General features: G+C 73.2%; 13 protein-coding genes. 6 read left to right on the top strand and 7 right to left on the bottom strand.

Translation table 11 applies throughout. The features are described 5' to 3' along the window. Positions 1–159 precede the first annotated feature (159 nt). Positions 160–837, top strand: coding sequence for a M15 family metallopeptidase (locus ACFVGY_RS01590; RefSeq protein WP_385669230.1), 678 nt, complete (start codon positions 160–162; stop codon positions 835–837). 189 nt (positions 838–1,026) lie between these two features. Here ACFVGY_RS01590 and ACFVGY_RS01585 read toward each other — a convergent pair whose 3' ends face one another. Continuing rightward, a complete protein-coding gene (locus ACFVGY_RS01585; protein WP_385669227.1) occupies positions 1,027–1,263 on the bottom strand; it encodes a hypothetical protein in 237 nt (78 codons plus the stop codon). A gap of 390 nt (positions 1,264–1,653) precedes the next feature. On the opposite strand from ACFVGY_RS01585, the gene ACFVGY_RS01580 reads away from it, so the two are divergent. Both ACFVGY_RS01580 and ACFVGY_RS01575 read left to right on the top strand, forming a co-directional pair. Beyond that, on the top strand, positions 1,654–2,814 hold the full coding sequence (locus ACFVGY_RS01580) for an alkaline phosphatase PhoX (RefSeq protein WP_385669224.1): 1,161 nt from the start codon (positions 1,654–1,656) through the stop codon (positions 2,812–2,814). 240 nt (positions 2,815–3,054) lie between these two features. Continuing rightward, on the top strand, positions 3,055–3,372 hold the full coding sequence (locus ACFVGY_RS01575) for a PRC-barrel domain containing protein (RefSeq protein WP_385669222.1): 318 nt from the start codon (positions 3,055–3,057) through the stop codon (positions 3,370–3,372). 29 nt (positions 3,373–3,401) lie between these two features. Here ACFVGY_RS01575 and ACFVGY_RS01570 read toward each other — a convergent pair whose 3' ends face one another. Continuing rightward, the gene (locus ACFVGY_RS01570; protein ID WP_385669220.1) at positions 3,402–4,103 is read right to left on the bottom strand and encodes a DsbA family protein; all 702 of its coding nucleotides are present in this window, start codon (positions 4,101–4,103) and stop codon (positions 3,402–3,404) included. A gap of 144 nt (positions 4,104–4,247) precedes the next feature. Next, entirely contained in the window at positions 4,248–5,744 is a 1,497-nt protein-coding gene (locus ACFVGY_RS01565; RefSeq protein WP_385669217.1) for an FAD-dependent monooxygenase, read from the bottom strand. Between the two features lie 168 nt (positions 5,745–5,912). On the opposite strand from ACFVGY_RS01565, the gene ACFVGY_RS01560 reads away from it, so the two are divergent. Then, positions 5,913–6,605 carry a TetR/AcrR family transcriptional regulator gene (locus ACFVGY_RS01560; protein ID WP_385669214.1) on the top strand — a complete coding sequence of 231 codons (693 nt, stop codon included), beginning with the start codon at positions 5,913–5,915 and terminating at the stop codon, positions 6,603–6,605. Here ACFVGY_RS01560 and ACFVGY_RS01555 read toward each other — a convergent pair. Beyond that, the gene (locus tag ACFVGY_RS01555; protein ID WP_385669211.1) at positions 6,590–7,039 is read right to left on the bottom strand and encodes a hypothetical protein; all 450 of its coding nucleotides are present in this window, start codon (positions 7,037–7,039) and stop codon (positions 6,590–6,592) included. The genes ACFVGY_RS01560 and ACFVGY_RS01555 overlap by 16 nt on opposite strands. An 87-nt stretch (positions 7,040–7,126) precedes the next feature. On the opposite strand from ACFVGY_RS01555, the gene ACFVGY_RS01550 reads away from it, so the two are divergent. Continuing rightward, complete coding sequence (locus tag ACFVGY_RS01550; protein WP_385669208.1) at positions 7,127–7,258, top strand: hypothetical protein; 132 nt, start codon at positions 7,127–7,129, stop codon at positions 7,256–7,258. A 347-nt stretch (positions 7,259–7,605) separates the two neighbouring features. On the opposite strand, the gene ACFVGY_RS01545 is transcribed toward ACFVGY_RS01550, so the two are convergent. Together ACFVGY_RS01545 and ACFVGY_RS01540 are read right to left on the bottom strand one after the other, a co-directional pair. Then, positions 7,606–10,263, bottom strand: a complete 2,658-nt coding sequence (locus ACFVGY_RS01545) for a SpoIIE family protein phosphatase (protein ID WP_385669839.1) — start codon at positions 10,261–10,263, stop codon at positions 7,606–7,608. A 132-nt stretch (positions 10,264–10,395) separates the two neighbouring features. Next, a complete protein-coding gene (locus ACFVGY_RS01540; protein ID WP_385669205.1) occupies positions 10,396–10,797 on the bottom strand; it encodes a DUF1992 domain-containing protein in 402 nt (133 codons plus the stop codon). Between the two features lie 244 nt (positions 10,798–11,041). Here ACFVGY_RS01540 and ACFVGY_RS01535 point away from each other — a divergent pair, with 244 nt between their 5' ends. Continuing rightward, entirely contained in the window at positions 11,042–11,548 is a 507-nt protein-coding gene (locus ACFVGY_RS01535; RefSeq protein ID WP_385669203.1) for an ATP-binding protein, read from the top strand. 103 nt (positions 11,549–11,651) lie between these two features. Here ACFVGY_RS01535 and ACFVGY_RS01530 read toward each other — a convergent pair whose 3' ends face one another. Further along, positions 11,652–12,473, bottom strand: coding sequence for a SigB/SigF/SigG family RNA polymerase sigma factor (locus ACFVGY_RS01530; protein ID WP_385669200.1), 822 nt, complete (start codon positions 12,471–12,473; stop codon positions 11,652–11,654). Between the last annotated feature and the right edge of the window lie 129 nt (positions 12,474–12,602).

The following is a 12,602-nucleotide window of genomic DNA, read 5'->3' as shown; positions in this document are numbered from 1 at the left end:
GCCGCGGGCCCGGGAGGAGCGGAAGGAACGAGAGAAGTGGAAGGAGCGGAAGGAGCGGAAGGAAGGGGAGAACGTAAGACGTCGTCCGCGTGGCCCGTGCAGCCCGTGTGGCCCGCGTGGCGTACGGGGCGGCGGGTCCGCCCCGTCTACCGTGGGCCGGTGCGCCTCGCCCCCCTCGCCGTCGCCGTGGTCGTCGTGCTCGGCGTCGCCGCCCCGTCGTGTACGCGGACCGTGTCGCTCCCGCCGCCCGGCCTGCGGGCGGAGGCCCGGACCCGCGAACTGGCCGCCCGGGTGACGACGGTTCCGCCGGCAGCGCTCGGCGCCACGTACCGCCCCGGCTGCCCGGTCGGCCCCGATCGGCTGCGGCTGATCCGGATGAACCACTGGGGCTTCGACGGCAAGGTCCACCGGGGGGAGCTCGTCGTCCACGAACGCGTGGTCCGCCCGCTGCTGTACGTCTTCGGCGAGGCCTTCCGGGCCCGCTTCCCGATCCGCCGGATACGACCCGTCTCGGCGTACGGCGGCGACGACGCGAAGTCGATGGCCGACGACAACACCTCCGCCTTCAACTGCCGCCGGGTCACCGGGGACGCCTCCCGGCTCTCCCGGCACGCCTACGGGGACGCCGTCGACATCAACCCGCTGGAGAACCCCTACGTGGACCGTTCCGGCACCGCCCACCCGCCCGCAAGCCGCCCCTACCTCCGCCGCGACCGCGCCGCTCCGGGCATGATCGGCCCCGGCGTCGTCACCCGGGCCTTCGAGGAGGTGGGCTGGCGCTGGGGCGGCCGCTGGTCGAACCCCGACTACCAGCACTTCTCGGCCACGGGTGGCTAGGTGTGCACCGGATCACCGCTGCCGCCGTGACACGGGGGCTCGGAGTTGACCCCTGGCCGGGCGTGCGGGCTCGCGCTCCGGCGACAATCGCCGCTCAGCGGCCGGGACCGAACGTCGCCCGCGTGCACCGGAAGGGGCGGCCTGGGTCGGAACCGGCACGGGGGCCGGCGCGGCCCGGCCGGCCGGGGGTCATGCGGCCTCCACCCAGGCTCGGGCGCGGGCCAGACGGCGCAGTGCGACCAGGTCGGCGTACGAGTGTGCGGCGTCGGTCCAGTACGGATGGGCGTACAGGAGCCGGAGCTCGTGGATCAGTGCGCGTCGCAGTCGGGTGCTGCCTCCCCCGGACTGCCGGGCGAGGGAGGCGTAAGTCTGGATCACACTGATCTGGATGAGGAGGAGGTCATCGGGGAACTCGGTTCGCGTCATGCCTGAATTAGGCCACTTGTTCGATTTTGCGGGCAAGTGGAATCCGCCTGCCAAGGTCCTCGTACGTTCGTGCGACCGTTCGCTCGTGCGGTACCCCCGCAACTGGCCCACCGCGCGTGCAGGGGACCAGCGCGCCTGCGGGAGCGGTTCGGCGGCCCGCGCATGAGCGGTCATCCGGGGCGGGCGCGACGGGGCGACGCCTTTTCCGTGGATCGGGGCGGGACACCTCACGGGCGCGGCGGTACCCTCGCGCCGGCCCTCCCGGTCGTCTCGGGGTCCGGCAGCGGCCGTCCCCGCGACACCCGGCGTTGGCACGGGCGCAACACCCGGGCCCTAGCTTCCTCAGCGCTCCCCCCGCTCCCCCGCTCTCCCCCTCATCGAGGAGTGATCGTGGAACGTCGTACCTTCCTGCGCGGCGCTGCCGTCGGCACCTCCGCCGCCGCCTTCGGCGGCACGCTCATGCGCGGCGCCGCCTATGCCGCCCCCGCCCAGCCGGGCCCCGGCCCGTACGGGGCGCTCGACCCGGCCGACGCGAACGGGATCATGCTGCCCAGCGGCTTCACCAGCCGCGTCGTCGCCCGCTCCGGCCAGACCGTCTCGGGTACCTCGTACAAGTGGCACAGCGCCCCCGACGGCGGTGCGTGTTATGCCGACGGCACGGGCTGGATCTACGTGTCCAACTCGGAGATCAACCCGTCCGGCGGAGCGAGCGCGGTCCGCTTCAACGCATCGGGCGCCGTCACCTCCGCGTACCGGATCCTCTCCAGCACCCGCCAGAACTGCGCGGGCGGCAAGACGCCCTGGAACACCTGGCTGTCCTGCGAGGAGGTCAGCCTCGGCTACGTCTACGAGACCGACCCGTGGGGCGTGAACGCGGCCGTGCGGCGGCCCGCGATGGGCCGCTTCAAGCACGAGGCGGCTGCGGCCGACCCGGTCCGGCGAGCGGTCTACCTGACCGAGGACGAGTCGGACGGCTGCTTCTACCGCTTCCTGCCCGCCACCTGGGGCAACCTCTCCTCCGGCACCCTCCAGGTCCTCGTCGCCGGCTCCGGCACCTCGGGATCCTTCAGCTGGCAGAACGTGCCGGATCCGGACGGCTCGCCCACCACCACCCGCAACCAGGTGTCCGGCGCCAAGCGCTTCAACGGCGGCGAAGGCTGCCACTACGCCAACGACACGGTCTGGTTCACCACCAAGGGCGACAACCGCGTCTGGCAGCTCAACCTCGCCGGCAGCACCTACGAGCTGGCCTACGACGACTCGCTCGTGGTCGGCGGCGGCGCCCCGCTCACCGGCGTCGACAACGTCACCGGGTCCTCGTTCGGCGACCTGTACGTCGCCGAGGACGGCGGCACCATGGAGATCTGCGTGATCACCCCGGACGACGTCGTCGCGCCGTTCCTGCGGATCAACGGTCAGTCGGCCTCCGAGATCACCGGGCCCGCCTTCTCGCCCGCCGGCAACCGGCTGTACTTCTCCAGCCAGCGCGGCACCAGCGGCAGCTCCTCCGGCGGCATCACCTACGAGGTGACGGGCCCCTTCCGCACCTGACCCCACCGCCTCCTCCCGCGCTTCGTCTCTTCCCGCACACTGCGGCCGCGGCCCCGCCAAACACCCCCGGCGGGGCCGTACCGGCCGGGGAGGCGGCGGCCCGCGGCCCGCCCGGGTCTGTGTGGAGTCGCGCCCAGTGGGTAGGCGACCGGATGACCCCGTCCGGGCCGGACGGCGCTCGCCCTCGGCCGGGCGGGTGGACGGGGGACGCCCCCAGCCCAACAGGAGAGGTGAGGACGTATGGCCGCTGACATGGCCGACCTCATCGGTTACAAGGTCGAGGCCTCCGACGGGGCCATCGGCAAGGTGGACCGGCACAGCGAGTACGTCGGACGGCAGTTCATGGTGGTGGACACCGGCCCGTGGATCTTCGGGCGGCACGTCCTGGTCCCGGCTTCCGTCGTCACCCGGGTGGACGAAGAGAACGAGACCGTCCACTTGTCCGCCACACGGGCCGAGGTCAAGGACGCCCCCGAGTTCGAGCGCGGCCAGCACGCCGACGACATGGCGGCCATCCAGATCATCGAGCACTACGCGTCGAAGAACAGCCACACCTGAGCCCGCGCCCCGCGCTCCCGCACCGCCGCTCAGCGGCGCGGCGGGTGCTCGGCGGTCGACTTCAGGTACCGGCGGAGGGCTGCCCCGTCGTCCATGACATCGCGGTCGTCCTCCGTCACGGGCCACCCGTTGACCTCCATCGACGGGGTCCCGCGCACCCAGGACCTGCCGAGGGCCTCGTCGGCGGCCTCGACGAACTCTCGGTGCCGGGCCGTGCGCACCGCGTCGTCGAAGTCGCCGCTGCGCAGCCCCTCGACCGTGCCGGCCAGCTCGAGCAGGGTGTTCGTGCTGAAGCCGCCGCGCCGCTTGGCCGATGCCTGTCCGTCGTAGACCGCCTGGTGCAGGTCGACGAACTTGCCCTTGTCCAGTGCCGCACGCAGGGCGTTGACCGCCCGCTTGGACCCGGAGCCGAGGAACGATCCCAGCGCGAAGTGCAGCTGGAGCTCGCCTGCGGCCGCCATACGGAGCAGGCGGGGCCCGGTACCGGTGGTCTCGAAATCGGCGCAGGCGGGGCAGCTCGGATCCTCGAAGAGCTTGACGGTCAGCTTCGCCGACGGGTCACCGACCACGATGGTGGTCCCGTCCGGGCCCAGTGCCTGTGCCACCGGGCCGATCGGTCCGGTCTCGCGCTCCTCGCCCAGCCCTCCCAGCGGCAGGCACCCGGCGGTCGCCGGCGCCAGCGCGGCCGCCCCGATCGCTGCGAGTATCTGTCGTCTGGACCTGACCTGCATGTATGTCTCCTCCCCTGGTCTGGAGAGGTGAGCGTACGCACCCCGGCCCGGCCTCCCGACAACGGGGGGCCACTCGGCAGCACGGGAGGCCGCGGCGCGCCCCGTCGCCGCGCCGCGGTCCCCTGATCGGCTCCGGCGGGGCGGTCAGCCGGCTGCCGGTATGGGGCCCGCTGCCGGACCCCCTACCCGGGTCGACCAGTCCGCCAGGTCGGCCGCTTCCGACGCGGAGGACCCCGCCCAGGCCGTGTAACCGTCGGGGCGGATCAGGAACAGGCCGCGGCCGTACCCCTCGTAGGCGCCGATGCGGGCCGTGCGCAGCTGCGGCAGCGGCGGGAGCCGCTCCGGCAGCTCGGTGTCGACGGCGAGCAGGGTGAAGTGCGGCCCCCGGAAGAGGTCGAACAGCCGCAGCCCGTCGCGCCGGCCGTCGGGGGCACGGTCGCCCGCGGTGAGGGCGTCCTCCGGCAGGCCGGACCGGGTCTCGCGGGACAGCGACGAGTCCCGGTGGTGGATGCCGAGCTGGCGGGTGGCGGCCCCGCGGCGCGCCTCGCCGCGGTGGATGCGCGTGGACAGTCCCAGCACGGCGGCCGCCTCGGGCAGGCGCTCCTCCTCGTACGTGTCGAGCAGGCTCTCGGGTGCGCCGTCGCACAGCACGGCGGCGAGCTTCCAGCCCAGGTTGTAGGCGTCCTGGACGCTGGTGTTGAGGCCCTGGCCGCCGGCCGGGGAGTGGATGTGCGCCGCGTCCCCGGCCAGAAAGACCCGCCCCTCCCGGAACCGGTCCGCGAGCGCCGCGTTCACCGTGAAGTCCGAGGCCCAGCGGACCTCCCGGACGTCCTCGGCCCGGATGTGGGTGAGCTCGGCCACCAGGGCGCGGACGTCGTCGGCGGAGAGGTCGGCCCGCACCTCGCGGTACTGGCTGACGTATTGGAACTCCTGCGTGTGGGGCAGCGGGCACAGGGCGGCGAAGCCCCGGCTGCCGTCCTCGGCCGGCGGGAAGAGGTGCCAGTTGTCGCGGTCCAGGTGGTCGACCACCACATCTGCCACGACGAGCGGGGTGGGGTCGATGCGTTCGCCGGTCATCTTGATGCCGGTGAGCCGGCGGACCGTGGACCGGCCGCCGTCGGCGCCGACGACGTACCGCGCACGGAACGCGGCAGCCGGGCCCCCGTCCGGCGAAAGAAGGGCCTCGACGCCGTTGGCGTCTTGAGCGAGAGCGGTGAGCTCCGTGCCGAACCGCACGTCACCGCCCAGTTCTCGCAGGCGGGCCAGCAGGATTTCCTGCGTCCGCCACTGCGGCAGTATCCAGGGGCCCGTGTACGGGTCCTGCTCGGTGGGCTCCGTCTCGTCGAACATGTGGTGCTCGCCCAGCCGTACGCCGTCCTTCCACGCCATTCCCACCGGGGCCGGGCCGCCCCAGCGCAGCACCTCCTCCAGCACACCGAGATCGTCGAAGACCTCCAGCGTCCGCGGCTGGATCCCCTTGCCGCGCGAGCCCGGGAACAGCCCTGCCGCCCGCTCCACCACCAGCGGGCGCACCCCCCGCCGCGCCAGGCAACACGCCAGGGCCAGGCCGGTCGGGCCCGCGCCGACCACCAGCACGTCCGTCACGCCGTCGGCCCCGATCTGGTTCATACGTGCGCTCATCGTCATCCCCGTTCGTCGTCCGGGCGCAGCGCGCCCGCCACACTTCCCCACCGCTCCTTAACGTCGTTAAGGAGCTCATGGCACGAGGATGCACTTAACGTTGTTAAGCTGTCAACCCCGATGTCCCGGACGCGGCGTGGCCGCGTGATCACAGGAGAGAGGCCGGCGATGACCCCCGAGCCCGACCGCACGCCGCCCCGCGTCCCGCCGCTGAGCCGCCTGACCGTCGCCGAGGCCGCCCTGCGCCTGCTGAACGAGACGGGGCTCGAGAAGCTCACGCTGCGGGCCATCGCGGCCGAACTGGACGTCAAGGCCCCCGCGCTGTACTGGCACTTCAAGAACAAGCAAGAGCTCATCGACGAGATGGCCACCGAGATGCACCGGCGCATGACCGCCGACCCGGCTGCCGTGCCGCCGCCGCACGGGGCCGGGGCGGAGGGGCCCGAGTGGCGCGCGATGTTGCTGGCCAGCAACCGCCACCTGCGGCGCACGCTGCTTTCCTACCGGGACGGCGCGCGAGTCTTCAGCGGCTCCCGTTTCACCGGCACCGGGCACGGCGAACACGTGGAGGCCCACCTCCGGGCCCTTCAGGAGGCCGGCCTCGACCTGCCCCAGGCCGTCCGCGCCCTCGCGACCGCCTTCGTGTACACCCTGGGCTTCGTCACGGAGGAGCAGGGCGTCCACCCCGTCCCGGGCGAGCGGCGGGAGGGCTTCGACGTGGCCGAGCGCGGCGAGCGCCTGGCCGACTACCCGCTCGCAGCTGCCGCCGGGACGCACCTCTTCGATGACTACGACGCCCAGTTCGAGGAGGGGCTCCAGCTCATCCTCGACGGCATCGGCGCCCGCTACGGCGCCAGCTGACCCCCGCGCGCGGCCCCGGTCGCAGCCCCGCCCCCGGTCGCAGCCCCGCCCCCGGCCGCACCCGGCACCGGCACGGGCGCCGCTTGCTGCCGGACGCGCTGCGCCCAGCGGACGGCGTAGGGCGCGGCCAGCCCGGTGAGGGCGAACACCGCACCGACGACGTACCAGCCCGGGCGGCCCCACGTGATGCACAGGGCGATGAGCCGCCCCGGCCCGAGGGTCTCCGACAGGCCGGCGCCCAAGCCGAACACGCCCAGGTACTGGCCGGTCGCCCGCTCCGGTGCGAGGGCGAACGACACCTCGAAGCCGGCTGCCGCGTGCCACAGCTCGCCGAGCGTGTGCACCACGACCGCGCCCGCCAGGAGTCCGGCAGCGGCCCACGCCGGCACCCCGGCGGCCAGGGAGGCCAGCGCGCAGGAGGCGAGGAAGGCCACGCCCGAGCGGCGGTAGGCGCTGCCGCCCGCTTCGAGGGAGTCGATGCTGCGGCTGGCCGCACCTGGAAGACGACCACGATGACCGTGTTGACCAGCATGGTGCCCGAGACCATCCGGTGCGGTGCGGTGGTCGCCTCCACCAGCCACAGCGGAATCGCCACGGTCAGCACCTTGAACTGGATGGCCATGATGCCGTCGAGCGCGGTGACCAGGAGGTAGGGGCGGTCCCCCAGTGCAGCCCAGCGGGGCCCGTCGGCCACCGGACCGGGCCCGTCGCCCGGCAGCAGGAAGAACAGGATCGCCGCCGCGGCCGCGAAGGAGACGGCATTGCCGAGGACGAGGACCCGTACGCGGAGTAGGTGCCGACCTGGACCGCCCAGCCGGCCAAGAGGGCGCCGAGGGAGATGCCGATGTTGGTCGCGGCCCGCAGGTAGGCGCGGAACTCCTGGGGCCGGATCCCGCCGTGGCGCCTGATGATCGGGCTGCGCGCCGCCTGCCCGGCGGCATGCGCCGCCGTGGCCAGGGTGACTGCGAGGACGAACGGCCAGAAGGTGTGCGGAAGGAGTTCAGCCCTCCCCGCCGTCCGGTAGCTGCTGCTCCGACCAGATGACCTTCCCCTCCGGCGTGTACCGCGCCCCCCACCGCCGGCTGAGCTGGGCCACCAGGAAGAGCCCGCGGCCCCCCTCGTCGGTGGTCGTCGCGTAGTGCAGCCGCGGCGAACTGCTGCTGCCGTCGAAGACCTCGCAGGTCAGCACCCGGTCGCGGAGCAGGCGTACGCGCACCGGCTCCGCGCCGTGCCGGATCGCGTTGGTGATGAGCTCGCTGAGCACCAGCTCGGTGCTGAACGAGAGCTCCGACAGCCCCCACTCGTCCAGCTTCTCCACGGCGACCGCGCGCAGCGTCGCGACCGCGCTGGGCTCGAACGGGACCTCCCACTCGGCGATCCGGTCTGCCGCCAGCACCGAGGTCCGCGCGACGAGAAGGGCCACGTCGTCGCGGGCGCGGACCGGCAGCAGCTCCTGCAGCACCGCCGCCACCGTGTCCTCCGGCTTGCGGTCGGCGTGGGCGAGTGCGGACCGCAGCAGGTCGAGCCCCTCGTCGATGTCCCGGGCGCGGTCCTCGATCAGCCCGTCCGTGTACAGCACCAGCTGGCTGCCCTCCGGGAGCTCCAGTTCCGCCGCCTCGAAGGGGAACCCGCCGAGCCCCAGCGGCGCGCCGGCGGGGAGGTCGGGCGTCTCGACCCGGCCGTCCGGGTACACCACCGCCGGCGGCACGTGGCCCGCGCGGGCCAGCGTGCAGCGCCGGGCCACGGCGTCGTAGACGGCGTACATGCAGGTGGCGCCGAGCAGGCCGCCCTCGGCTCCACCGCCTTCCCCGTTCTGGTCGGTGTACTGCACGAGGTCGTCGAGGCGGGCCAGTAGCTCGTCGGGCGGCAGGTCGAGGGAGGTGAAGTTCAGTACGGCGGTCCGCAGCCGGCCCATGGCCGCGGCCGCGTGCAGCCCGTGGCCGACCACGTCGCCGACGACGAGCGCGACCCGGCCGCCGGGGAGCGGGATCACGTCGAACCAGTCGCCGCCCACGCCGGACTGCGCGGGCAGGTAGTAGTGGGCGACCTCGACGGCGTCCTGTTCGGGCAGGTCGCGCGGCAGCAGGCTGTGCTGGAGGGCGACGGCGAGGGCGTGTTCGCGGGTGTAACGGCGGGCGTTGTCGATGCTGACCCCGGCCCGGGCGACGAGCTCCTCGGCGAGGGAGAGGTCCTCCTCGTCGAACGGCTCCGGCTTCTCGGAGCGCCAGAAGTTGACCACGCCGAGGACGACGCCGCGGGCCTTGAGCGGCGCCGTGATCAGGGAGTGGACGCCGTAGTCGATGATGGCCCGGGCGCGCGGCGGGTCCTGCGCGTGCCAGCCGGGGGCGTCGGCCAGGTCGGTGATCACCTCGGCCCGGCCGCTGCTGAGGCCGCGCGCCTGCGGGGTGGAGGGCAGGAAGTCGATCAGCCGGCCGCGGGGGTAGAGGGGGACGTCGTCGCGGATGCCGCCCACGCCGGTGCGGCGCAGGTCGACGGCGGCTGCGGTGGGCTCGTCGCCGAGCAGGACCGGTTCTGCGAGGTCGACGGTGACGAAGTCGGCGAAGCGGGGCACGGCGACGTCGGCGAGCTCCTGGGCGGTCCGCTCCACGTCGAGGGTGGTGCCGACGCCGACCCCGGCGTCGTAGAGCAGCCTGAGCCGCCTGCGGGCGGCCTCGGCCCGGGTGGTCAGGACCTGCATCTCGGTCGAGTCCCGGATGGTGACGGCCATGCCTTCGGTCCTGCTGCCCGACGGCCGGGTCGACCGCTGGTTGATGACCAGCAGCCGCTCTCCCGCCTCCATCACCTCGTCGGTGGCTTCCCGCCCGGAGAGCAGCAGGTCGGCCAGGTGCCCGTCGAGCTCCGGGAGCTCGCGGATGTGCCGGCCCTCGGCGCCGGGCGGCAGGCTGAGCAGTCGTTTCGCCTCGTCGTTCGCGAGGAGCAGCCGTCCGCCGCCGTCGGTGATCAGCACCCCTTCGCGTACGGAGTGCAACACCGCGTCGTGGTGCTCGTACATCCGGGTCATTTCGAGCGGGCCGAGACCGTGGGTCTGCCGGCGCAGGCGCCAGCTGATCAGCGCGGCGCCGGCGGTGCCGAGGGCCAGGCCGGCCGCGCTGGTGGTGAGGATCACCGGGAGCTGCTGGTCGACGGCGCCGCTCGCGTTCTCCACGGTGAGCCCCGCCGACACCAGCGCTTCGACCTTGCCCTTGTCGCCCTCCGCGAAGACGGGCACCACCGCCTGGATCTCCTTGCCCAGCGGTCCCTCCACGCTCTCGGTGTGCACGCGGCCCTGCAGCGAGGGCTCGATCGTTCCGACGAAGCGTTTGCCGATCCGGTCGGGCAGCGGATGGGAGTACCGGATGCCGTTGGTGTCCATCGCCACGATGAAATCGACCCCGGCGGCCTTCCGCGTCTGCTCCGCCAGCGGCTGGAGGGACTTGGACGGATCCGAGGAGCGCAGCGCCTCGCGCAGCGCGGGGGAGTGCGCGAAGGTTTCGGCGACGGCCACGGAACGGTTGCGGGCCTCCCGCTCGACGTCGTGGCGCGACTGGAGGAGGAGGGCCAGCACCGCGCCGGCGGAGAGCAGCACCACGATCGCCACCTGAAGGACGAATACCTGTCTGGCGACGCTCCGCGGGCGTTTCCCGCTCAGTGACCGCACCGACGTCCCCGGCACGGGTTGCAAGGATGGGCCACGAGACCATTTGTAGCACTGTCTATGGCTGTCGGCCGGGAGTGCCGGACGGGCACGTCGGCGCCGGCGCCCCCGAGGCCGCCACCCCTGGGCTGCGCGTCAGCCCGTGCGTTGCGCGCGCCAGGCCGCGAGGACCTCGTCGACGTCGAAGACGGACAGGAGCAGCGGGGGCCCGGGCGGAGGCATGCGCAGGGCCTCGCGGATCTTCTCGTTGACCTCCGCGAGGATGGCGCGCACCTGCCGCTCCGACCGGGCCGCGTGCACGGCCTCCAGCGCGTCCTCGGCCTCCTTGCGCAGGGCGAGGCTCGGCGGCAGGGCGGCGAAGCCCTCGCGGTGCAGCTTCTCCTTGACCCACCACATCTCGTCGTACGGGGTGTCGGCGGAGGCCAGCGGCTTGCCCAGGCCCTCCAGCTGTTCGAACGCGCCGCGCTCGGCGGCCTCGCGGATCTGCCGGTCCACCCAGGACTCGAAGCTGACGCCCGGTGGCTTGCGCTCGGTCACGGTTCCTCCCTCGGCTCCGGGCCTCCGGCCCCGGTCCCCCGCCCGGTCTCCCGGCCCCGACTCCCCGGGCCCGCTGCGGCCTCTGGCGTCAGCGTAGCGCCGCGATAAGCATCTTGACATCGAGATACCTTTGCGGGGGCGCCGCGCTCCTACCGTGAACCCGCCCCCCGGCGAATGTTCTCGGCCCGGCCGGGTAGGCGGCTCTCGGCAGGTCGCACGGCAAGGAGGAACGGGGAACCATGCCATGAGCGAGGAGATCCGGAGGCTGGCTCTCGGCCGCGGAGCCCGAGGTGTCGTGGCGCGTTGCCGCGACTTCACCCTGGACGCCCTCACCGCCTGGCAGTGGATCCCCGTGCCGGCCGGTGACGCGCGGCGGGACGCCGACGGGCAGTACGGCGACGAGGCGGACGACGAGGAGTCGGGCCGGTCCGAGGCCGTCGAGGAGGTCCTGCTGGCCGAGGACGTCCTGCTGATGGTCTCCGAACTGGTGAGCAACGCCTGTGTGCACGCCGGCGGCCCCAGCGAACTGGTGCTGCGCCGCACCGCCGACCGGCTCCGCATGGAGGTCGGCGACGGGAGCCCCGAGCACCCCCGCCGCCGGAGGGCCACGGACCCCGCCCTCCCCGGCGGGCACGGCCTGCTGGTGGTGGACCGGCTCGCCCGGGACTGGGGCTGGGAGCCCCGCCCGGACGGCACCGGCAAGACGGTCTGGGCCGAGGTCGCGTCACCGCTTTCGAGGCGACGGCGCTAGGTGCCAGCGCCAGGTGCTAGACGGCGCTGGGTCCCGTGTCCGGGTCCCGACGTCGCGAAGTTGCTGGGTCCCGTGTCCGGTCCCGAAGTGAGGCCCAGAAGCGTCACGTCTCCTCGAGCAGGCTCGCCCGCAGCGTGGCCAGCGTCCGGCTGAGCAGCCGCGAGACGTGCATCTGGGACAGTCCCAGCCGCTCGCCGATCTCGGACTGGGTCAGCTCGTCCCCGAACCGCAGCGACAGCAACGTGCGCTCGCGCTCCGGCAACGCGGCCAGAACCGGCTTGAGGGACTCCAGGCACTCGATGCGCTCGTACGCCGTCTCCTCCTCGCCCAGCGAGGGCCGGTCGGATCCGGGCTGCCGGTCGCCGTCCTCGCGCACCGGCGCGTCCAGGGACCGCGCCGAGTACGCGTGCGCCGCCTTCTGCCCCTCGGTGAACTCCTCCTCGCTCACCTTCAGGTGCTCGGCGATCTCACCGTCGGTCGGCTCGCGGCCGAGGTCCTGCTCCAGCGCGTCGTGCGCCTTCGCGGCGCCGATCCGCAGCTCTTGCAGCCTCCGGGGCACCCGGACGGCCCAGCTGGTGTCGCGGAAGAACCGCTTCATCTCCCCGGTGATGGTCGGCAGGGCGAACGTGGTGAACTCCACGCCCCGCGCCGGGTCGAACCTGTTGATGGCCTTGATCAGGCCGATCGTCCCGACCTGGACGATGTCCTCCATGGGCTCGCTGCGGCCGCGGAAGCGGCGCGCGGCGTACTTCACCAGGCTGAGGTTGAGTTCCACGAGGGTGTTGCGCACGTAGGAGTACTCGGCCGTCCCTTCTTCCAGGGCCCGCAATCTGCGGAAAAGGGTCTCCGACAGGGCTCGGGCCTCGCCGGTGCTCACACTCAACGGGTCCTGCGGGATTCCTTCGGTGACCTCTGCATGCAGCATGTCGGCTCCTCCGACGGGTGGTCGCGCCGCACAGCTGTGCGACCCGGCCGTCTCGTGAGCTGTCCTGAGGGATATACCCGCGGCGGACCGCCGCGAAAGCAGCCCGCCGGATCGGTCCCCGGATCGGTC

It is taken from the genome of Streptomyces sp. NPDC127106 (genome assembly GCF_042677605.1).
GTDB lineage: Bacteria > Actinomycetota > Actinomycetes > Streptomycetales > Streptomycetaceae > Streptomyces.
The sequence above is the reverse complement of the archived record's forward strand: the minus strand, read 5'-3'. Positions and strand labels throughout refer to the sequence as shown.

Bases quoted from the DNA above. Each gene is read 5' to 3' on its own strand.
- ACFVGY_RS01585 (WP_385669227.1), bottom strand. From the start codon at position 1,263: ATGACGCGAACCGAGTTCCCCGATGACCTCCTCCTCATCCAGATCAGT.
- ACFVGY_RS01575 (WP_385669222.1), top strand. From the start codon at position 3,055: ATGGCCGCTGACATGGCCGACCTCATCGGTTACAAGGTCGAGGCCTCC.
- ACFVGY_RS01570 (WP_385669220.1), bottom strand. From the start codon at position 4,103: ATGCAGGTCAGGTCCAGACGACAGATACTCGCAGCGATCGGGGCGGCC.
- ACFVGY_RS01565 (WP_385669217.1), bottom strand. From the start codon at position 5,744: ATGAGCGCACGTATGAACCAGATCGGGGCCGACGGCGTGACGGACGTG.
- ACFVGY_RS01560 (WP_385669214.1), top strand. From the start codon at position 5,913: ATGACCCCCGAGCCCGACCGCACGCCGCCCCGCGTCCCGCCGCTGAGC.
- ACFVGY_RS01535 (WP_385669203.1), top strand. From the start codon at position 11,042: ATGAGCGAGGAGATCCGGAGGCTGGCTCTCGGCCGCGGAGCCCGAGGT.
- ACFVGY_RS01530 (WP_385669200.1), bottom strand. From the start codon at position 12,473: ATGCTGCATGCAGAGGTCACCGAAGGAATCCCGCAGGACCCGTTGAGT.